The sequence below is a fragment of the Butyrivibrio sp. X503 genome (genome assembly GCF_003625475.1).
GTDB lineage: Bacteria > Bacillota > Clostridia > Lachnospirales > Lachnospiraceae > Butyrivibrio.
This window is the reverse complement of the sequence record NZ_RAIQ01000010.1, coordinates 83,070-103,488: the sequence shown is the minus strand read 5'-3', so window position 1 is coordinate 103,488 and position 20,419 is coordinate 83,070. Positions and strand designations below refer to the sequence as shown.

At 44.3% G+C, this 20,419-nt stretch carries 19 protein-coding genes; 17 read left to right on the top strand and 2 right to left on the bottom strand.

Going from position 1 to position 20,419, the window contains the following annotated elements; all coding sequences use genetic code 11:
* The 12 genes from D6853_RS15430 to D6853_RS14425 all read left to right on the top strand — a co-directional run.
* Nucleotides 1-213: hypothetical protein (locus D6853_RS15430; RefSeq protein WP_207667222.1), on the top strand; the 213-nt coding region annotated here is incomplete at its 5' end.
* Nucleotides 214-504: 291 nt separating this feature from the next.
* Nucleotides 505-849 (top strand): hypothetical protein, encoded by a 345-nt coding sequence (locus D6853_RS14475; protein WP_120658717.1) that lies wholly within the window; start codon nucleotides 505-507, stop codon nucleotides 847-849.
* A 68-nt stretch (nucleotides 850-917) separates the two neighbouring features.
* Nucleotides 918-1,256, top strand: a complete 339-nt coding sequence (locus D6853_RS14470; protein ID WP_120658716.1) for a hypothetical protein — start codon at nucleotides 918-920, stop codon at nucleotides 1,254-1,256.
* Nucleotides 1,257-1,271: 15 nt separating this feature from the next.
* On the top strand, nucleotides 1,272-1,604 hold the full coding sequence (locus tag D6853_RS14465; RefSeq protein WP_120658715.1) for a hypothetical protein: 333 nt from the start codon (nucleotides 1,272-1,274) through the stop codon (nucleotides 1,602-1,604).
* Between the two features lie 142 nt (nucleotides 1,605-1,746).
* A complete protein-coding gene (locus D6853_RS14460; RefSeq protein ID WP_120658714.1) occupies nucleotides 1,747-2,289 on the top strand; it encodes a cysteine hydrolase family protein in 543 nt (180 codons plus the stop codon).
* A gap of 217 nt (nucleotides 2,290-2,506) precedes the next feature.
* Nucleotides 2,507-3,895, top strand: coding sequence for an argininosuccinate lyase (gene argH, locus D6853_RS14455; protein WP_120658713.1), 1,389 nt, complete (start codon nucleotides 2,507-2,509; stop codon nucleotides 3,893-3,895).
* Between the two features lie 65 nt (nucleotides 3,896-3,960).
* Nucleotides 3,961-5,046, top strand: a complete 1,086-nt coding sequence (asd, locus tag D6853_RS14450) for an aspartate-semialdehyde dehydrogenase (RefSeq protein WP_120658712.1) — start codon at nucleotides 3,961-3,963, stop codon at nucleotides 5,044-5,046.
* 10 nt (nucleotides 5,047-5,056) lie between these two features.
* A complete protein-coding gene (locus D6853_RS14445; protein WP_120658711.1) occupies nucleotides 5,057-6,436 on the top strand; it encodes an ATP-binding protein in 1,380 nt (459 codons plus the stop codon).
* On the top strand, nucleotides 6,429-8,546 hold the full coding sequence (locus D6853_RS14440; RefSeq protein WP_120658710.1) for a DNA topoisomerase: 2,118 nt from the start codon (nucleotides 6,429-6,431) through the stop codon (nucleotides 8,544-8,546). The genes D6853_RS14445 and D6853_RS14440 overlap by 8 nt, the downstream gene beginning before the upstream one ends.
* A 1-nt stretch (nucleotide 8,547) precedes the next feature.
* A complete protein-coding gene (locus D6853_RS14435) occupies nucleotides 8,548-9,222 on the top strand; it encodes a UDP-N-acetylglucosamine pyrophosphorylase (protein ID WP_120658709.1) in 675 nt (224 codons plus the stop codon).
* Nucleotides 9,223-9,468: 246 nt separating this feature from the next.
* On the top strand, nucleotides 9,469-10,161 hold the full coding sequence (locus D6853_RS14430) for an iron-sulfur cluster assembly scaffold protein (protein ID WP_092250179.1): 693 nt from the start codon (nucleotides 9,469-9,471) through the stop codon (nucleotides 10,159-10,161).
* A gap of 23 nt (nucleotides 10,162-10,184) precedes the next feature.
* A complete protein-coding gene (locus D6853_RS14425) occupies nucleotides 10,185-11,204 on the top strand; it encodes a GGGtGRT protein (protein WP_120658708.1) in 1,020 nt (339 codons plus the stop codon).
* A 124-nt stretch (nucleotides 11,205-11,328) separates the two neighbouring features.
* Here the strand turns inward: D6853_RS14425 and D6853_RS14420 are convergent, their stop codons facing one another.
* Nucleotides 11,329-12,795 carry a GGDEF domain-containing protein gene (locus D6853_RS14420; protein ID WP_120658707.1) on the bottom strand — a complete coding sequence of 489 codons (1,467 nt, stop codon included), beginning with the start codon at nucleotides 12,793-12,795 and terminating at the stop codon, nucleotides 11,329-11,331.
* Between the two features lie 26 nt (nucleotides 12,796-12,821).
* Nucleotides 12,822-14,213, bottom strand: coding sequence for a GGDEF domain-containing protein (locus D6853_RS14415; RefSeq protein ID WP_120658706.1), 1,392 nt, complete (start codon nucleotides 14,211-14,213; stop codon nucleotides 12,822-12,824).
* A gap of 188 nt (nucleotides 14,214-14,401) precedes the next feature.
* Between D6853_RS14415 and D6853_RS14410 the strand changes: the two genes are divergently transcribed.
* From D6853_RS14410 to D6853_RS14390, 5 genes are read left to right on the top strand one after another with little or no spacing between them, the layout of a single operon-like run.
* The gene (locus D6853_RS14410) at nucleotides 14,402-14,851 is read left to right on the top strand and encodes an NfeD family protein (protein ID WP_120658705.1); all 450 of its coding nucleotides are present in this window, start codon (nucleotides 14,402-14,404) and stop codon (nucleotides 14,849-14,851) included.
* A gap of 34 nt (nucleotides 14,852-14,885) precedes the next feature.
* Nucleotides 14,886-15,809, top strand: a complete 924-nt coding sequence (locus tag D6853_RS14405) for an SPFH domain-containing protein (RefSeq protein WP_120658704.1) — start codon at nucleotides 14,886-14,888, stop codon at nucleotides 15,807-15,809.
* Nucleotides 15,810-15,865: 56 nt separating this feature from the next.
* Nucleotides 15,866-17,698: an ABC transporter ATP-binding protein gene (locus D6853_RS14400; RefSeq protein WP_120658703.1), complete on the top strand. Its 1,833-nt coding sequence runs from the start codon at nucleotides 15,866-15,868 to the stop codon at nucleotides 17,696-17,698.
* Complete coding sequence (locus D6853_RS14395; protein WP_120658702.1) at nucleotides 17,695-19,512, top strand: ABC transporter ATP-binding protein; 1,818 nt, start codon at nucleotides 17,695-17,697, stop codon at nucleotides 19,510-19,512. Before D6853_RS14400 ends, D6853_RS14395 begins: the two co-directional genes overlap by 4 nt.
* Nucleotides 19,509-20,405 carry a metallophosphoesterase family protein gene (locus D6853_RS14390; protein ID WP_120658701.1) on the top strand — a complete coding sequence of 299 codons (897 nt, stop codon included), beginning with the start codon at nucleotides 19,509-19,511 and terminating at the stop codon, nucleotides 20,403-20,405. The genes D6853_RS14395 and D6853_RS14390 overlap by 4 nt, the downstream gene beginning before the upstream one ends.
* Nucleotides 20,406-20,419: the final 14 nt, after the last annotated feature.

The window sequence follows — 20,419 nt, the reverse complement described above, 5'->3', positions numbered from 1 at the left end:
TACATGCCTCTAATCAAGAAAAGCCAAAAAGAGGCATGTAAAAAGAAGCAAATCCACATGCCTCTAATCAAGAAAAGCCAAAAAGAGGCATGTAAAAAGAAGCAAATTTACATGCCTCTAATCAAGAAAAGTCGAAAGGAGGCATGTAAAAAGAAGCAAATTTACATGCCTCTAATCAGGAAAAGTCGAAAAGAGGCATGTAAAAAGAAGTGAATCTACATGCCTATAATTAAGAAAAGCCAAAAAGAGGCATGTAAAAAGAAGTGAATCTACATGCCTCTAATCAAGAAAAGCCAAAAAGAGGCATGTAAAAAGAAGCAAATCCACATGCCTCTAATCAAGAAAAGTCGAAAAGAGGCATGAATAAAAGCCCAAAATAACATGCCGTAAATCGGGAAATTGCGAAAAGAGGCATGAACCGGAGGTTGCTTGCCTTATTTATACACTGTAGAATGATCAGAGTAACGCTGTAAGCTATAAGGAAAGAAGGATAACACAAACGCAATGAGTTTCTCAGATATACGTAACGGCAGATGGTACTATTCTCTACCTAAGACAAGCCCTGATTCCAATGGAAACATCGTACTGATAATGCAATCATCTGTTGGGCCTGTTGAGGTGTTTGAGTGCGGGCTTGATTCTGACATGAAACCTTATGAGAGTTATGAATGGCTGGAAAATGACTTTTTTGCTGATGATAATTATTGTAAGGAGATCAGTGAGGAAGAATTGTTTCATCACATCAAAAAACTCATGGAATTATTTGAATCAAACAATATACATGAAGGCGTAAAGGCCTATGAAGAAATACTGATCTGGTTAAAGGAAAGAGGAATATGCGAAAACTAAACGATCGTGAAAGAAGATGGACTCATGCCGAAATAGACCACGGATCAGTAACGCAGGAGGAATGATTCATGGATGAAGATTTGCTGGAAGAATTCATTATAGGCACTTTTCTATTTGGGGACAGGCTGGATGATATTCATATTATTCGTTTAGCTGAGCAGAAAATTGCAGGAAACGAAATCTCATATTGTACATATGAAGAAGATGATGAGGACTATAAAGAAGGCTATGTGTCGGTTTTGCTTTTTAAGCCCTTTATAGAAGATGATGTTGTTTTACATATTGAGAACAAGGTGTTTTTTGATAGATTGATAAGTGTTTTGAGAAAAAAAGTTGCGGATAAAGAAGAGCTGACGAAGGTTGAGAAATATTTTTTGCAAATAAAAAAGGACCTGAAACTATCATAACAAGAAGAGGCAAAGATGAATATATATTTGGGAGATGACGTAAGATCGGTTGATCCCGCTGACAGGAACGTTGAATTAAATGATGAGTTACTGGTATTTCTTTCCAAGATCTCAAGGGGCGCAGAGCCGGATCTTTCGCCGATCTGCAATATAGATCCCTACGCGGATGTAAGCTTGAATGTAAGCGAGGTAAAAGAGATTGCTAAGCTTTGTGAGACAGTGATCAGAGACAGGCTACTGGATGATCATGAAGAGGCAGAAGAGGGATATTGTATCATCAGCGATCTGATGGAATTGGCGAATGAAGCTATAGCCATGAATTGCGGGCTGGTGTCGATAGGAGACTAAGACTTGGCGGCGGAGCGCAGCCGCATCCCAAGCGAATGGCGGAGGGCCTCGGCGGGCGCAGCCGCATCTCACACCTTGACAATATCATGAAGTAGTACAATACTTTGAATAATACTTATGACTACTTTATGAGGAGAGAATGATGAGAAAACTACTGGTTGTCGTTGATATGCAAAAAGACTTTGTTGACGGAGCGCTCGGAACCAAGGAAGCGCAGGCGGTGGTGCCTGCCGTTGTTAAGAAGATAGGCGAGTATGCATCCGAAGATATCTTCGTTACAAGAGATACACATCAGTCTGACTATATGACCACTCAGGAGGGCAAGAACCTTCCCGTTGAGCATTGCATCGAGGGAAGCGCGGGCTGGCAGATAGATGCCGAAGTGCAGAAAGCCCTTGATTCCAAGAAGGACGCAGACAAGATAACATATGTAAATAAGCCTACATTTGGATCTGTTGACCTAGCAGCCAAGATAAAAGAGATCGCTGCAAAAGAGGAAATTTCTGTAGAACTTATCGGTGTTTGCACCGACATCTGCGTTGTTTCGAATGCTCTTTTAATAAAGGCCAATCTTCCTGAGATAAATATCAGTGTAGATGCTTCCTGCTGCGCGGGAGTAACTTCCGACAAGCACAAGGCAGCGCTTGAGACCATGAGCTCTTGTCAGATTGCAATCATAGAGTGAGAACCAAGCCACAGACTGTGGGGTTAAATCGCAAACAATTGTTGAAAAAATTAATGCAAATGTCCGCGTTACGCGGACATTTGTTTTTTTGCCCAAAACTTCTTTTGAAACCCAAAAAGATTTGGTCAATATTTTACATTGTCTTTGGAATTTATATATGTTAAGTTGTGATTATAATTTTTTATTACTTTACTATGAAAAAGCGGAGAATAATAAAATGGCGCAACTTTGGGGCGGTAGATTTACAGGAAGTATCAACGAACTGGCATGGAATTTTAACGCTTCCATCACGTTCGATAAGAGATTTTTGGAAGTGGATGTACGAGGCAGCAAGGCTCATGCGACAATGCTTGCCAAGCAGGGCATCATCACTGAGGAAGAGAGAGACCTCATATTAAAGGGGCTTGATTCGATCCTTGAGGATGTCAAGGCAGGTAAGCTTGAGATCAGCACCAAGTATGAAGACATCCACAGTTTTCTTGAGGCTAACCTCATCGAGAGAGTGGGAGATGCCGGCAAGAAGGTACACACGGGACGCAGCCGTAACGATCAGGTTGCACTTGATATGAGACTTTACGCAAGGGGCGAAGTCGAGCACATGGCAGGACTTCTTAAGAACATGCTTGAAACGCTCGACACCATCATGAAGGACGGCATCGACACTTACATGCCGGGATTCACACACCTTCAGAAGGCACAGCCCGTTACACTTGCTCACCACGTGGGCGCATACTTTGAGATGTTCAAAAGAGATATCTTAAGGATGAAGGACATATATAATAGAATGAACTATTGTCCTTTGGGAGCAGGAGCACTTGCAGGAACAACGTATCCTCTTGACAGAGAGTACACGGCGCAGCTCCTTGATTTCTACGGACCGACGCTCAACAGCATGGATTCCGTATCCGACAGAGATTACCTTATAGAGTTCTTATCAGCGCTGTCTACGATCATGATGCATCTTTCAAGATTCAGCGAAGAGATCATCATCTGGAACTGCAATGAGTACAGATTTGTAGACATAGACGATGCGTATTCAACCGGAAGCAGCATTATGCCGCAGAAGAAGAATCCCGACATCGCGGAGCTTGTAAGAGGTAAGACAGGTCGAGTGTATGGCGACTTGATGTCTCTTTTGACAACTATGAAGGGCATTCCGCTTGCATACAACAAGGATATGCAGGAGGACAAGGAGGCGGCATTCGATGCGATCGATACAGTTTCTGACTGCCTTACATTATTTGCAGACATGCTAAGAACTATCAAATTCAATAAGGAACCGATGGAAAAGAGCGCGATGATGGGCTTTACCAACGCTACTGATGCGGCAGATTACCTGGTAAATAAGGGAATGCCGTTTAGAGATGCGCATTCTGTTATCGGAAGACTTGTTCTTTATTGTATAGATAAGAAGTGCGCGATCGATGATCTTGAGTTAAAAGAGCTGAAGGAATTCTCCGAGCTTTTTGACGAAGATATCTTTGATGCGATCAGCCTTGAGACATGCGTAAGCAAGCGTCTTACTATCGGAGCTCCCGGAGCGGATGCGATGAAGAAGGTAATAGAGCTCAACGGCAAGTTCCTTAAAGAGTTCGAGATGCACTGATAAACAGGCAAATATATTTTTTCACATAAAGGATCATATTTAATTTTAGGAGGAGTAACAGTATTATGAGTAACAAATTGCAGGTTGCCGTACTTGGCGGTACAGGAATGGTCGGACAGAGATTCATCTCTATCCTCAACAATCACCCTTGGTTTGAGGTTAAGACAATCGCAGCCAGCCCTCGTTCTGCAGGACAGACTTACGAAGAGGCAGTAGGAAACAGATGGAAGATGGATGGTCCTATTCCCGATTCAATCAAGAACATCGTTATCAAGGACGTTACTGATGTTAAGGGCGTTTCTGAGGACGTTGATTTTGTTCTTTCAGCCGTAAACATGTCTAAGGATGAGATCAAGGCTATCGAGGAAGAGTACGCTAAGACTGAGACACCTGTTGTTTCCAATAACAGTGCACACAGATGGACACCCGATGTTCCCATGATCATCCCTGAGATCAATCCTGAGCATATGGATGTTATCGAGTTCCAGAAAAAGAGACTTGGCACAAACGCAGGTTTCATCGCTGTTAAGCCCAACTGCTCAATCCAGAGCTACACACCCGCTCTTACAGCATGGAAAGAGTTTGAGCCCTACGAGGTAGTAGCTACAACATACCAGGCTATCTCAGGTGCAGGTAAGAACTTCGAAGAGTGGCCCGAGATGGTTGGCAACGTTATTCCTTTCATTTCAGGTGAGGAAGAGAAGTCAGAGAAAGAGCCCCTCAGAATCTGGGGTAAGGTTGAGAACGGCGTGATCGTTCCTGCCGATGACGTTAAGATCACATGCCAGTGCATCAGAATCCCTGTTCTTTACGGACACACAGCTGCTGCATTCGTTAAGTTCAAAAAGAACCCTACAAAGGAGCAGCTCATCGAGAAACTTGAGCAGTTCTCGGGACTTCCTCAGAAACTCGAGCTTCCCAGCGCTCCCAAGCAGTTCATCCAGTACATGCAGGAGGACAACAGACCTCAGATCACACTTGATGTTAACTATGAGAACGGTATGGGCGTAAGCATCGGAAGAATCCGTGAGGACAGCGTTTACGATTGGAAGTTCGTTGGTCTTTCACACAACACACTTCGTGGTGCTGCAGGCGGAGCCGTAGAGTGCGCAGAGCTTCTTAAGGCAAGCGGATACATCAACAAAAAGTGATAAAAGTATAATGATGGAAGCGCAAAGATCAGAAGATTTACGTTTTTTAAACAGATACTATGAGAGCGGATTATCCAATATTCTTGTTGTCTACGGACACAGGAATATTGAGCATTCTGCTCTTTTGTCCAAATTTACGGAAAACAGAAAGAGCTTTTATTATTCTGCTCGCTCCGCATCTGAGAGGGAGCAGCTCTTTTTGTGGACCGGAGAACTTAAAAGTAACAGGATCGCCGTCAAAGACGATCCGACTTACTCAGATATCTTTACAGCCTGTGCGGAATCTGCAGGCAAGGCTCCGTTTATTTTTATTGTCAGGAATTTCGAGAATATCATTAAGACAAGCCCCGGTTTCATGGAGTCGCTTGTAAGCTTTGTAAAAGAGTATGGCAGATACAGGCAGATACTCGTTCTTCTTGTGAGCCACGATATCAACTGGGTCGAAAACAGCATGGTCGGACAGATGGGAAGCTTCGCTGCCGATATAGTCGGATTCAGGAAAATCAAACCTCTTCCGTTTTCTTCAATGAGAGCATTCTATCCCAAGATGAGCTACAAAGACGCGGTTCTTTCGTATTCTGTACTTGGCGGTCAGACGGCTTTATGGAGATACTTTGACGATTCTTTATCCTTTAAAGAAAACGTGTGCAAGAATATCCTTGATCCTTCGTCATATCTTTACGGAGAGGCGCTCAGGCTTACATCCAAGGATTTAAGAGAGACGTCTGTTTATCACACGATCCTGTCCGTTATGGCAAGAGGCATTAACAAGCTCAACGATATTTATCATGCAACGGGCTTTTCAAGAGCCAAGATATCGGTTTATCTTAAGACCTTGATTCATCATGATTTTGCCAGTAAGGTTTATTCATTCGGAAATGCGGGAAGAGAGAATGTTGTAAAAGGAGCCTATAAGATAGAGGACCCTTTGCTGGATTTCTATTTCAGATTTATCTTCCCAAATGAAAGTAGTCTTACGCAGATGCCTGCGGAGCAATTTTATGATATATTTATATCGGCAGGAATGCAAAGCTACGCATCGGAATATTTCAAGACGGTATGTCGCGAATACCTGTACAGGTGCATGGACAGAGGAGTTTTTCCGTTCGATGTATCTGAAGAGGGTGAGTGGATAGGAAAATCCGGCAATCTCGATATCATCGTACAGAGCGATACCGGAGATACCGCCATTGGAATGTGTTTTTGGCAGAAACAGGCGACTCACGCCGACTTGGAGAGCCTTTGGTCCTGCGCACAAAAAGCAAGACTTGAGGGAGATTATTTCTATCTGTTCTCAACGGTAGGGTTTGACGCTTGGCTGATTGATGCGTCGATGAAGCCTGATTCCAAGCTGAGACTCATAGGTATAGATGAATTGACGAATGGCTAAGAGCGTTTACATTGCTGAAAAACCTAGTGTTGCCCAGGCTTTTGCCTCGGCGATGAAGATAAATTTTTCCAGGAAAGACGGTTACCTGGAGTCTGATGATGCTATCGTAACGTGGTGCGTCGGACATCTGGTAACCATGAGCTATCCTGAAGTCTACGACGATAAGTACAAGAGGTGGTCGCTCGACACACTTCCTTTTATCCCACAGAATTTTAAATACGAAGTTATAGGGAATGTTTCCAAGCAGTTTAGGACCGTGAAAGGTCTTTTGACCAGAGACGACGTCGATACGATATATATATGCACCGACTCGGGACGCGAGGGTGAATACATATACCGTCTCGTTGACATGCAGGCGGGCGTTACAGGTAAGACGCGTAAAAGAGTCTGGATCGATTCGCAGACCGAGGATGAGATCCTGCGCGGAATACGAGAAGCCAAGGATGACTCCGAGTATGATAATCTCGGCGCTTCCGCTTTTCTTAGGGCAAAAGAGGATTACCTCATGGGTATCAATTTCTCCAGGGCTCTGACGCTGAAATATGCGTATTCCATCAAGAATTACCTTAATCTTGATAAGTGCGTTATTTCGGTCGGACGAGTAATGACCTGCGTTTTGGGCATTGTAGTCGACAGGGAAAGAGAGATACGAGAGTTTGTAAAGACGCCTTTTTACCGCGTGCTTGCGGGCATCAATATCGGCGGAAAAGAGTGTGATGCCGAGTGGAGAGTTACGCCCGAATCTTTCTACGACAATTCGCCCAAGCTCTACAGCGAGAAGGGCTTTAAGACCAAAGAGGATGCGCAGGAGCTGATAACGTCTCTCGGTGCTGTTCCTGTGGAAGCCACAGTAGTTAAGTGTGAGAAGAAAAAAGAAGTCAAGAACGCGCCGCTTCTGTATAACCTTGCGGAGCTTCAAAATGACTGCTCGAGATTTTTTAAGATAAATCCCGACGAGACGCTGGCTGTAGCTCAGGAATTATATGAAAAGAAACTGACGACTTATCCAAGAACCGATGCGCGTGTAATGTCTAGTGCCATCGCCAAGGTCATCAGTCAGAATATAAAGGGACTTACTTCGTATGAACCGTGCGCCGTGTTTGCCAAGGCAATCCTGCAGCATGAGTCCTATAAAGGTATTGAGAAGACAAGATATGTCAACGACAAAGCAATTACAGACCACTATGCAATTATTCCGACAGGCCAGGGATTGTCGGCGCTTCAGAGCTTAAGCCCAACGTCGGCCAAGGTCTATGAGATAATAGTAAGGCGTTTTCTGGCCGTCTTTTACCCGTCAGCGACCTACAGTAAAGTGGCGCTTTCACTTACCATGGACAGTAAGGAACACGAAGGCAAGATCGAGAGCTTTTTTGCAAACTTCAAGATATTGACTGCCAAGGGATATCTGCATGTTATGGACTATTCCTTCTTTAAGGACAAGGCCAAGAATAATGATGACAAGGACGACAATAAGGAGAGCGAAGAGGAGACCGTGACCGATGAGGAACTCTTCGAGCACCTTCAGAAATTAAAGAAGGGCGACAAGCTCCCCGCAGAGTCTTTTAACCTAAAAGAAGGCGAGACTTCGCCGCCCAAGAGATACAACTCCGGAACGATCATCCTTACGATGGAGAATGCCGGACAGTTTATCGAAGATGAGGAGCTACGCGCTCAGATCAAGGGCTCGGGAATCGGAACGAGTGCGACGAGAGCGGGTATACTTACTAAGCTCGTCAACATTAAGTACCTTAATCTTAATAAAAAGACCCAGATAATCACGCCCACACAGATGGGAGAGATGGTCTATGAGACCGTTGCGTGCTCGATGAAGCCCATGCTCAATCCCGCGCTTACGGCAAGCTGGGAGAAGGGACTTACCGGCGTTGCAAACGGCGAGATCTCGGAAAATGAGTATATGACTAAGCTCGACGACTTCGTAAGTAAGAGGACGAACCTTGTTAAGGACAACGATTACAGAGGTCTTTTGCGTTCAAGGTTTGACTACGTTGCATCAAATTATAAGAGCACAGCTAAGAGCGGAGCAAAGAAGGCCGGAACAGCCAAGAAGTCTGCCGGCAAGAAGGCTTCCGATAAAGTAAAGGAGAATTAAAATGGAAGAATTTAAGATTTCAAATATGTATGATCTGAACGAGACTATCGCTGCGGATTTCATGAAGACCAAGGAGTATCCGTGGGAGCTTCTTGCAGGGATCAAGGATTATATCATAGAGCTCGGAAACAAGCTTCCCGCAGATAAGTTTGAAAAGCGCGGCGAGAATGTCTGGGTTGCAAAGAGCGCGAAGGTTTTTGACTCCGCTTATATCGGCGGACCTTGCATCATCGATGAGGACGCGGAAGTAAGACAGTGTGCGTTTATCAGAGGAAGTGCGATCGTTGGAAAGGGCGCGGTTGTAGGAAACTCAACAGAGCTTAAGAACGTAATCCTCTTTAATAAGGTTCAGGTTCCTCATTACAACTATGTCGGAGATTCGATCCTCGGCTTTAAGTCACACATGGGCGCAGGCTCAATCACATCCAACGTTAAGAGCGACAAAAAGCTTGTTGTTGTTAAGAACGGAGAGAACGACAAGGTAGAGACGGGGCTCAAGAAAATGGGAGCTATGCTCGGAGACAACGTTGAGGTTGGATGCAACAGTGTTCTTAACCCCGGAACGGTGATCGGAAGATGGTCCAATGTATATCCTCTTTCTTGCGTAAGAGGCTGTATTCCTGCGCATCATATCTTTAAAGATAAGGATCACATTGTAGAGAAAACGGAAGACTAAATATGCAAGCATGTACGCATTTTGGACTTATGACGCCTGTATCATGTTAAAATAATAACATTACCATTGAAATATGCGCAGTTTTATGTAAAAATAGGTTTTGGCGAATGTGTTTGGCAACTCTTTTTTGAGAAATATACGTTTGCCATCTATGACCGTGCTTGGCAGGCACATCTATGGTCAGTCTAAACAAATCAGGTAGTAAGTAATGAATAATTACTTTACAATATGAAAGGAGATTTTCACATGATTTACTCAACAGAGGTAAAGAATATGTGTCCCGTAACACAAGGGGTACATCATGGCGCTGCCCCTATTCCCGAAGAGGCTAAGTGGGTTCAGTCCAAAGAGGTTAAGGATATTTCCGGCTATACACACGGTATCGGCTGGTGTGCACCTCAGCAGGGTTGCTGCAAGCTTTCACTTAACGTTAAGGAAGGTATCATTCAGGAGGCACTTGTAGAGACAATCGGTTGCTCAGGAATGACACATTCAGCAGCTATGGCATCTGAGATTCTTCCCGGACTTACAGTTCTTGAGGCTCTCAACACAGACCTTGTTTGTGACGCTATCAACACAGCTATGAGAGAGCTCTTCCTTCAGATCGTATACGGAAGAACACAGTCTGCATTCTCAGAGGGCGGACTTGTTATCGGTGCAGGTCTTGAGGATCTTGGTAAGGGTGCTCGTTCAATGGTTGGTACAACTTACGGAACACTTGATAAGGGACCTCGTTATCTTGAGCTTACTGATGGTTACATCACAGAGGTTGCTCTTGATGAGAACGACGAGATCATCGGATACAAGTATGTTAACTTCGGCAAGATGATGGATTTCATCAAGGCCGGTGATGACGCTAACACAGCTATAGAGAAGGCTAAGGGTCAGTACGGACGTGTTGCTGACGCTGCCAGATTCATTGATCCCAGAAAAGAGTAATTGAAGGTAAGGAGGAATATAAAATGGCTTTATTTGAATCATATGAAAGAAGAGAGCCCCAGATCCTGGCTTGCCTTAAGGAGTATGGGATTTCTTCAGTAGAAGAGTGTAAAGATATTACAATGGCTGCAGGCATCGATGTTTACAAGCTCATCGAAGGTATTCAGCCTATCTGTTTCGAGAACGCTAAGTGGGCTTACACAGTAGGTGCCGCTATCGCTATCAAGAAGGGCTGCCGCAAGGCTTCTGAGGCTGCTGCTGCAATCGGTATCGGTCTTCAGGCTTTCTGCATCCCCGGATCTGTTGCAGACCGTCGTAAGGTTGGTCTTGGACACGGTAACCTTGGTAAGATGCTTCTTGAAGAGGATACAGAGTGCTTCGCATTCCTTGCAGGTCACGAGTCATTCGCTGCTGCTGAGGGTGCTATCGGTATCGCTGAGAAGGCTAACAAGGTTCGTCAGAAACCCCTTAGAGTTATTCTTAACGGTCTTGGAAAAGACGCAGCTCAGATCATTTCTCGTATCAACGGTTTCACATATGTTGAGACTCAGTACGATTATTACACAGGCGAGGTAAAGGAAGTATTCAGAAAGTGCTATTCTAAGGATGCTGATTCACCTCGTGCAAAGGTTAACTGCTACGGCGCTAACGACGTACAGGAAGGTGTTGCTATCATGTGGAAGGAGAACGTTGACGTATCTATCACAGGTAACTCAACCAATCCTACAAGATTCCAGCATCCCGTTGCAGGAACATACAAGAAGGAGCGTACAGAGGCAGGCAAGAAGTACTTCTCAGTTGCTTCAGGCGGTGGTACAGGACGTACACTTCACCCCGATAACATGGCTGCAGGTCCCGCTTCTTACGGTATGACAGATACTATGGGTCGTATGCACTCAGATGCTCAGTTCGCAGGATCTTCATCAGTTCCCGCTCACGTTGAGATGATGGGTCTTATCGGCGCTGGTAACAACCCGATGGTTGGTATGACTGTTTCTACAGCCGTTTCAATCGAAGAAGCTGCAAAGGCTGGTAAATTCTGACCTTGATTACTTGGTGAGGTTCTTTCGAACCTAGTAAGCAAGGTCGTTCGATCGAGCACGAAGTGCGAGAGTCGAACTTCTACTGATAATAAAATCCCCGGAGGATTTTCCTCCGGGGCTTTTTTTATCGTCTCTTTTCAGGATGCGCCTTATAGAATTCATTTTTATCTTTGTACATCCGCTCATCGGCATATCTCATGGCGAGCCTTAGTTTTCCTTCGGTCTCGTCGTGATAATAGCCTATGGCGAAGCATAGCCATTCGGGATCGCTTGCAAGTTCGCGTAGCCTGTCAACTTTCTTTTTAAAGTCTTCTTCGCTTCCGTGAGTGGAGATGATCGAGAACTCATCACCGCCCGCTCTGTAGATATTGTCATCAGGGAATACTTCCTTTAGGATATTTGCGGCTGCTACAATAAGCTTATCACCGGCGTCATGTCCCTGATTGTCATTTATTGTCTTGAGGCCGTTAAGATCACAGAATGCAACGGTAAACGGTCTTGGATCGAATTCCATCTTAAGAGCAAGCTCGTCAACGTCTACGTTCATGCAGTTTCTGTTCTTTACGCCTGTAAGGATATCTACATTACTTAAGTATTCGAGTCTTTCAAGGAAGAGATGATTGGCAACTTCTGCGGATAAGAAGAAGGAGACCATCTCAATTGTTTCTTTTACGCGAGTTACGCTTGTTACATCAAAGTTGGTGATATAGAGGAAGCCTATTATCGAACCTTGATGGATAAACGGAACCAGGCATAAGCTGAAAATTCCATAAGGCTTTAATGTGGCAATCCATTCCGGGGCAAGGGATTCATAATGTGCCAGATCATTTTCGTCCTTTATAATGATGCAATTTGATGTTTTGAATAACCGTTCCCAGCTTGCTATGACAGAGAAGGGAACCTGTTTGAATATCTCTTTTAAGCTTACGTTCGGATCGTCCACCGCACCGCTTATTACTTCGTATTTTTCAAGATCGGCTTGGTAACTTAAAACACTGGCTGCGTTTGAGGCTGTATATTCACGAATGTAACTTGTTACAGTGTCCATGCTGGAGTAGAAGTCCTTCTCATTTCTAAGCTCAAGACAAGTTCTTATAACGAAAGAAGCTATATCGGGAGATACGTTTGAATATTTATTGGTGTCCATCTCCTTGTTGAGAGTGTACATAAACTGACAATATGCTACATTCGGCTTTCTTTCTTCATCGGAAACTTCTATCGGAATCATGTAATCCTCAGTCCAGTAGCCGTACATCATTGTTGTATCGACATAGGTATGAATAGGCTGCTTTTTCCATGCGGCTCTGTAGCAGAAATCTTCAAATTTCGGCTCCTTAGGAACATTTATTGTATATTCGGCGCCTTCCATTTTTTTTTCAAGCTCTTTTACTTTCTGAGCCATGTCTTTTTGATTATCTTCTTCGTTTTGGAAGAACATAGCCATGCAGTCCATGATAAATGATTTGTTTATGGCAAAATAACGCATCTCTTTAAATTTGCCCTCACCGTCAACTTCAACCTCAAAGATTGCAGCTGAAGGCGTTATGGCATTGACTGCAGCTTTTAATCTCACATAAAGATCATTACTCATTTTGCATACCGTCCTTTTGAAAACTCTTATTTAACCATATCGGGATAGTTATAATAAAACTCTTCGTTGAACTCGCGCTCGTATTTGTTTGCGTAGCGCATTGCCGAATGAAGTGCTCCGTCTGTGTTGTCTGTGTAATATCCGACCGTGAAATAGATCCACGCGGGATCTTTGGCTTTTTCTTTAAGTCTCTTTACCTTTTCTTCAAACTCTTTTTCTGTCGAGCTAGTGGAGATAATGGCAAATTCATCACCGGATGACCTGTAAATATAGTCATTTTTAAAGGTGTCCTTCAGAAGCTGAGCTGCTTCCTTAAGGAGCTTATTTCCTGCCTCGTGTCCGCCGTCCTTGTTAACTGTTTTAAGAGTGTTGAGATAGCAAAAAGCAACGCTGAAAGGAATCGGCTTGATGCTAAGCTGAGCCGCGAGCTCATCGACCTTGTTGTTCATGGCATTTCTGTTATAAACACCGGTTCTTGCATCGATAAGGCTGAGGCTCCTGAGCCTTTCTATAAAGATGTGGTGAGCGGTCTCCGACGAAAGGAAGACGGAGAGTAGTTCGATCGTATTCTTTATCTTGGTTAAATTCGTCACATCAAAGTTCGTGATATAAAGATATCCGATTATGGTGTTCTGATGTATGAACGGAACGAGGCAAAGGGTCCTGACATCGTTATCTCGAAGGGTCCTGACCCATTCGGGAGCCTTGGATTCATAGTACTGCATATCATCTTCGTTTCTTATAACAATGCAGTTGGTATCAGCCACCAGTTCTTCCCATGATTCTACAATTTCATAAGGAACATCGGAAAAGATATCTCTAAGGCAAACCTCGTTATTTTGCACGTTTTCGGAAATGACATCGAATTTATATAGATCTCTTGAGATGGTCATTATACTTGCGGCATAGCTGTCCGTGAATTCACGGATATCTTTGGTTACCGTGTCCATCTTGGTATAGAAATCATCGTCTCCTCGTAGTTTTAAACAGGTTTCGATGACAAATGTCGCAATATCGGGTGCAATAATAGAATATTTGCCCGTATCCATCTCTTTTGTCAGAAAATATGTCAGTTGGCAATAGCCGATATTCGATCCTTCTTCATGAACGATCGGAATAGTGGAGTTCTCGGTCCAGAATCCGTAAATCTTTCTGGTGTCGAGATAAGCGTGATAAGATTCTCCTTCAAATGCCGCCTTATAGCAAATGTCTTCAAATTTAGGATCTTTTGGAAAATAGTCCGTGTAAAGCTTTCCTTCAACATCCTCGTTGGTCATGCTGAAAGAATCATTGGCGGCAACAACTTTTATGTCTCCGCAAACTCCTTCCCCCCTACGCTCAACCGATAATATCGCGCACGGGGCGTTGCATAAAGAAACATAAGTTTTGAAATTATCGTATGTAATCGGTATCGACAATTTTTTATCCTCCGAAAAACAGACTACGCATAATGCAACACTATATATATATGATAGTCTTAAATTCACTAATAATCAAACATTAAAGTGATAAAAAAACATAAAAAAACATGAAAACATAATAAAAATAGATTTTTTGTGAAAAAAACTGTATAATACGAGTAATATACAGGGGAAGGGGGCATCTTATGAATATAATGTCTACACCGGCTGCTTTCTGGCTGATACTCACTGTAATCTTAGCTGTTATTGAGCTTGCTACCGTTGGACTTGTGACTATATGGTTCGCGGCGGGATGTTTTGTTGCGATGTTTTTTGCGGCATTTGGAGCGAGTATTCCGGTGCAGATTGCTGTTTTTGCAATTGTGTCGATAGTGAGTATTGCGGCGGTAAGACCGCTGGCGGCCAAGTACCTAAACAATAACATAGAGAAAACCAATATCGATTCGGTAATAGGGAAGAAACTGATCGTAAAGACCAAGATCGACAATCTCGAAGAGACCGGTAAAGTCGAATATGAAGGTTCTATATGGCTTGCCAGATCCGAGGACAGTAATATCACAATCCCTGAGGGGACCGAAGTTACAGTCGTAAAGGTCGAGGGCAACAAGCTTATCGTAAAAAGAGATTTTATGTAAAAAATAATTACTTATATACAAGGGAGGAAAAACCATGACATCATTTACTTATTTTATTGGAATAGTAGTCGTTCTGGCTATTATCATACTTGCAGCCAACATCAGGATCGTGCCTCAGGCACATTCATTTGTAATTGAGAGACTCGGAGCTTATAAGGAGACTTGGGATGTAGGTCTTCACTTCAAAGTTCCTTTTATAGACAGAGTGGCAAGACAGGTGGACCTCAAGGAGCAGTACTGCGACTTCCCGCCTCAGCCCGTTATCACACAGGATAACGTAACAATGCAGATTGATTCCATCGTCTTCTTTAGAATTTCAGATCCCAAGGCTTACGCTTACGGAGTAAGAAATCCTATCGGAGCCATCGAGAACCTCACAGCGACCACACTTCGTAACGTTATCGGTTCACTTACACTCGATGAGACACTTACATCAAGAGATCAGATCAACGCACAGATGCAGGATGCGCTTGATATCGCTACCGATCCTTGGGGAATCAAGATCACAAGAGTCGAGCTTAAGAACATCAATCCTCCGGAGCAGATTCGTGACGCGATGGAGAAGCAGATGAAGGCTGAGCGTGAAAAGAGAGAAAAGATCCTCTTCGCGGAAGGTGAGAAGCAGTCACAGATCACCGTTGCAGAGGGTGAGAAACAGAGTAAGATCCTCCAGGCTGAGGCTGATAAGCAGGCAACAATTCTTAGAGCTGAAGCTGAGAAGGAAAAGAAAATACGAGAGGCAGAAGGTCAGGCAGCGGCTATCAAGAGCGTGCAGCAGGCTAATGCGGAAGGTATCAAGATGCTCAAAGAGGCAGGTGCGGATGAGTCCGTTCTTACACTTAAGAGCCTTGAAGCCTTTGAGAAAGCTTCTGACGGACAGGCAACCAAGATTATCGTTCCCTCCAACATTCAGGGAATCGCAGGTCTTGCAAGCTCAATAAAAGAGTCTTTGAAGTAACCCGGCTCTTTACGGGCTTATAACAGCCATGGCCGATACTGACCATAGGTTTATACATGAACAATAAATATAAAACAAAATCACAAATGGTCCTATACTTCCTCAAGGGAAGCGTGATCTTTTTTGTAATAAGCATGATATGCTCGGTACTTGTGACATTTTTTGAACTCGTAAGTCCGAAATTCGTGCAGTATACGGTTGATTTTCTTCTCGTGGACGCTGCGGACAGCAGCGTCCCGAGTTATATCGATCACGTGATAAATATGCTTGGAGGAAGGGACTATCTGAGAGTACATCTTTATCTTATGGCGCTTGTTGTCGCAGGATGTGCGATAGCAACGGCTCTCTTTAGATATTTATTCAAGCTTTTTAATTCAATAGCGGCGGAGAAATTTACAAGGCGAATGCGAGATACTCTTTTCGAGCACATCATACGCCTTCCTTTTGCATGGCATTCGGAGAATCACACGGGAGATATTATCCAGCGATGCACTTCCGATGTCGATACCATCAAGAATTTCGTATCCGAGCAGATGATCAATCTTTTTAGGATCACTGTAAGGATTGCTGTCGCAATGTATTTTATGCTCGGAATAAGCGGCTACCTTACGATATTCTCGGCGGTTTTTATTCCGATCATTGTGCTGTATTCTTGTCTTTTTCACAGAAGGATCAGTAAGGGCTTTGAAAAGGCTGACAGTGAGGAGGGAAGGCTTTCCGCAACAGCTCAGGAGAACCTCACGGGAGTGCGCGTCGTTCGTGCATTCGGAAGAGAAGCCTATGAAAAAGAGAGATTTGAAACGCAGAACTATCACTATACAAATCTCTGGATCGACCTGATCCGCACGTTGTCTGCGTTCTGGGCATCTAATGACCTTATTTCGGGTCTTCAGGTTATGCTCGTGACTATCATAGGTGCCGTGCTGTGCGTTCAAAACAGCATCACGGTCGGTGAATACATAGCTTTTGTTTCACTTAACGCGATGCTCACATGGCCCGTAAGAGCGCTCGGAAGGATCATCTCCGAGATGAGTAAGGCGGGAGTTTCGATTGACAGGCTTCGTTACATCATGAATTCCGAAGAGGAAAAAGACAGTGAGAATGCGGTAGAGCCTCCGATGAGCAGGGATATTGTATTTGATAACGTATCGTACAAATACGGAAACGGAACGGAGGATGTTCTTAGCAATGTCAGCTTTAGGATAAAAGCGGGCACGACCTTCGGAGTTCTGGGCGGAACGGGCTCGGGTAAATCGACGCTTATGTATCTGATGGACAAGCTATACGATCTTCCGGAAAGCACAGGAGATGTCGAAACGGCAGAGAATTCCGGCAGGATCACGATAGGCGATGTCGACATCAAGGATATCAAGCGCAGCTACCTACGGCGCAACATCGGCCTTGTGCTTCAGGAGCCTTTTCTTTTTTCAGGTACGTTATCCGAAAACATAGCGATAACACAGAGTGACGCGAGTTTCAAGGAAGTTCGTGATGCCGCCAAGATTGCGGATCTTGATGAAGCGATACGTAACTTTAACAAAGGCTATGAAACGTACGTCGGAGAGAGGGGAGTGACGCTCTCGGGCGGTCAGAAACAGAGGACCGCGATCGCGCAGATGCTTATGGGTAAACCACCTATTATGATCTTTGACGATTCGCTTTCCGCAGTTGATACAAGGACGGATGCAAGGATCAGAAAGGCACTTTCCGAGACGACTGTCGGAACAACGGTCATTCTCATATCACACAGGATCACTACGCTCATGCATGCGGATACCATTCTTGTTCTTGATAAGGGCAAGGTTGCCGAGATCGGCTCGCACGATGAGCTTGTTGCAAATAACGGAATTTACAAGAGAATATATGATATTCAGAAGCAGGGAATATGAAAAAGGAAAACAGTACAACAGGTACGAATCTTAAATTTTTCGGAATCCCTAAGCTGTATCCTTACATAAAGCCATACCTTTGGAAGATAGTGTTTATGGTAAGTCTGGGAGTTTTGAGTTCACTCCTTGATTCGTTTATTCCAATCTTCAACAAGTATGCGATCGACAATTTTGTCGGAAAGGGAACACTTAAGGGATTACCGATCTTTACAATTTTATACGTTGCTCTTTTGATTGTTTTGGTAGTTGATAACTTTGTCTGCACATACATCTGCGGACAGGTCGAGATGGGCATGGACAGAGACTTAAGAAACGCTGCGTTTAATCATCTTCAAGAGCTTTCTTTTGCCTACTTTAATCAGAACAACGTGGGTTACATTCATGCGCGTGTCATGAGTGATACCGGAAAGATTGGTCTCATGGTGTCGTGGAGAATGATGGACATTGTCTGGAACGGCTCTTTTATCGTCTGCGTTTTGATCATGATGCTAATTCAAAACGTAAGGCTTGCGCTTATTGTTATGGCGATTGTGCCGGTTACGGTCGTTCTCGCGACTTACTTTCAGAAAAGACTGATCGCGATAAACAGAAAGGTCCGTGAGATCAATTCGACCATAACGGGTAACTTCAACGAAGGAATAACAGGCGCCAAGGCGATAAAGACGCTTGTTGTTGAGGATAAGATACAGGCGGATTTTGAAAAAGATACAAAGAAGATGTTTAGGACATCGGTAAACGCCGCGCATTATTCGGCATTTTTTACCGCATCCGTTACCATGCTTTCATCGTTAGCGCTTGCACTTGTTTTGTATAAGGGCGGAATCATGACGATGAAAGAGGTCCTTGGAATCGGCACGCTCTCAGTCTTTTTATCATATGCGCTTGCGCTCATGGAGCCTGTGCAGAACGTTATCGTGACGCTTTCCGAGCTTATCACGGTGCAGGTTAACGTCGAGAGATTTTTTAAGCTGATCGAGGAAAAGTCCGATGTATTCGATACTCCCGAAGTTATCGAAAAATACGGCGATACTTTCAATCCCAAGAAAGAGAACTGGGAGGAGCTTATCGGAGACATCGAGTTTAAGGACGTTTCCTTCCATTATCCGGACGGAGATGAGTACGTTCTTGAGCACTTTAATCTTAAGGTTCCTCAGGGAACCAACGTTGCTATAGTCGGTGAGACAGGCGCCGGAAAGTCGACGCTCGTAAATCTTGTCTGCAGATTTTTTAAACCGACAAAGGGTTATGTCCTTATCGACGGAAAAGACGCAGCGGCTAGGTCGCAGCTCTGGCTTCACAGTAACATCGGATACGTCCTTCAGACACCGCATCTTTTCTCGGGTTCCGTAAGGGATAATTTAAGATACGGTAAGCCGGATGCGACGGATGAAGAGATATGGAAAGCGCTTGACCTTGTGTCGGCTTCGGATGTCGTTCGAAAGATGGACAAGGGGCTTGATGCGGATGTCGGAGAAGACGGAGATATGCTATCGACGGGAGAGAAGCAGCTTCTTTCTTTTGCAAGGGCGATACTCGCCGATCCGAGGATTTTGATTCTCGACGAAGCGACTTCATCCATCGATGTCGTTACTGAGAAAAAAATACAGGACGCCATCGGAATCGTTACAAAAGGCAGGACTTCTTTTGTCATCGCGCATAGATTATCAACAATTGTTGATGCGGATATCATTTTGGTCGTACAAGATGGTAAAATAATTGAGAGAGGTAAGCATAGTGAGCTGATGAATCAAAAAGGCTACTACTATGAGCTCTTTACAAGACAGTTTGAGGAACGGAGTTTTAACCTGATATGACGGACATTGCGGTTTTCAGCGACATACATGCCAATCACACGGCTCTCCAGGCGTGCATTGATTATGCGATGGGCAAAGGTATCACGAACTTTGCTCTTCTTGGCGACTACGTGACGGACTGCCCCAATCCGCAGAAGACGATGGAGCTTATTTATGTGCTGAAGCAGTATTTTAATACTTATATCATCAGAGGAAATCGCGAGGAGTACCTTCTGGACTATTGGAAGGAAGGAAAGGGCAATTGGAAAAAAGGCTCCGCGAGCGGCTCGCTCCTCTATACATATGAGAACCTGACGGAAAAGGATCTTGAGTTTTTTGATTCTCTGCCGAATTATATGCTATGCGAGATCAAGGGATATCCGCCTTTTGAGATCTGCCACGGATCACCCGAGAACACTGCCGAGCTTATGTTTAGGGAAAAGAGAAATACCAAGAGGATAATCGCGCATCTTAAGACTAATCTTTTGCTGCACGGCCACAATCATGTGCAGGATACATATGTCTACAGAGGAAAAAAGGCTGTGAATCCGGGATCTATCGGGATTCCGTGGTATCACGAAGGAAAGACGCAGTTCTGCATTCTTCACGGAACGGGCAAGAATTGGGAAGAAGAGCAGATTCAGCTTGATTACAACAGAAAAGAGATTATCAGAGAATTCAAGGCATCGGAGCTTATCACGATGGCACCCGCCTGGGCTGCCTCAGCAATGCACACGATCCGCACCGGTGTCGACATCAATGAGACGATCCTACTTCGTGCAATGCGTCTTTGCGAGCAGGAAAGAGGCGTCGTTCATTGGCCCGATATCCCTGAGAAATACTGGGCAATCGCCCTTAAAGAAAACTACGTGGACCTCCACGGAAAAGATATTCCGCGCGAGGCAGAAGAGTAGAAAAGGAGTGGCTA

Coding starts and splice junctions, on each gene's coding strand:
- asd (WP_120658712.1), top strand. CDS start 3,961: ATGAGTAACAAATTGCAGGTTGCCGTACTTGGCGGTACAGGAATGGTC.
- argH (WP_120658713.1), top strand. CDS start 2,507: ATGGCGCAACTTTGGGGCGGTAGATTTACAGGAAGTATCAACGAACTG.
- D6853_RS14460 (WP_120658714.1), top strand. CDS start 1,747: ATGAGAAAACTACTGGTTGTCGTTGATATGCAAAAAGACTTTGTTGAC.
- D6853_RS14420 (WP_120658707.1), bottom strand. CDS start 12,795: ATGAGTAATGATCTTTATGTGAGATTAAAAGCTGCAGTCAATGCCATA.
- D6853_RS14390 (WP_120658701.1), top strand. CDS start 19,509: ATGACGGACATTGCGGTTTTCAGCGACATACATGCCAATCACACGGCT.
- D6853_RS14465 (WP_120658715.1), top strand. CDS start 1,272: ATGAATATATATTTGGGAGATGACGTAAGATCGGTTGATCCCGCTGAC.
- D6853_RS14430 (WP_092250179.1), top strand. CDS start 9,469: ATGATTTACTCAACAGAGGTAAAGAATATGTGTCCCGTAACACAAGGG.
- D6853_RS14435 (WP_120658709.1), top strand. CDS start 8,548: ATGGAAGAATTTAAGATTTCAAATATGTATGATCTGAACGAGACTATC.
- D6853_RS14445 (WP_120658711.1), top strand. CDS start 5,057: ATGATGGAAGCGCAAAGATCAGAAGATTTACGTTTTTTAAACAGATAC.
- D6853_RS14405 (WP_120658704.1), top strand. CDS start 14,886: ATGACATCATTTACTTATTTTATTGGAATAGTAGTCGTTCTGGCTATT.
- D6853_RS14470 (WP_120658716.1), top strand. CDS start 918: ATGGATGAAGATTTGCTGGAAGAATTCATTATAGGCACTTTTCTATTT.
- D6853_RS14475 (WP_120658717.1), top strand. CDS start 505: ATGAGTTTCTCAGATATACGTAACGGCAGATGGTACTATTCTCTACCT.
- D6853_RS14410 (WP_120658705.1), top strand. CDS start 14,402: ATGAATATAATGTCTACACCGGCTGCTTTCTGGCTGATACTCACTGTA.
- D6853_RS14395 (WP_120658702.1), top strand. CDS start 17,695: ATGAAAAAGGAAAACAGTACAACAGGTACGAATCTTAAATTTTTCGGA.
- D6853_RS14425 (WP_120658708.1), top strand. CDS start 10,185: ATGGCTTTATTTGAATCATATGAAAGAAGAGAGCCCCAGATCCTGGCT.
- D6853_RS14400 (WP_120658703.1), top strand. CDS start 15,866: ATGAACAATAAATATAAAACAAAATCACAAATGGTCCTATACTTCCTC.
- D6853_RS14440 (WP_120658710.1), top strand. CDS start 6,429: ATGGCTAAGAGCGTTTACATTGCTGAAAAACCTAGTGTTGCCCAGGCT.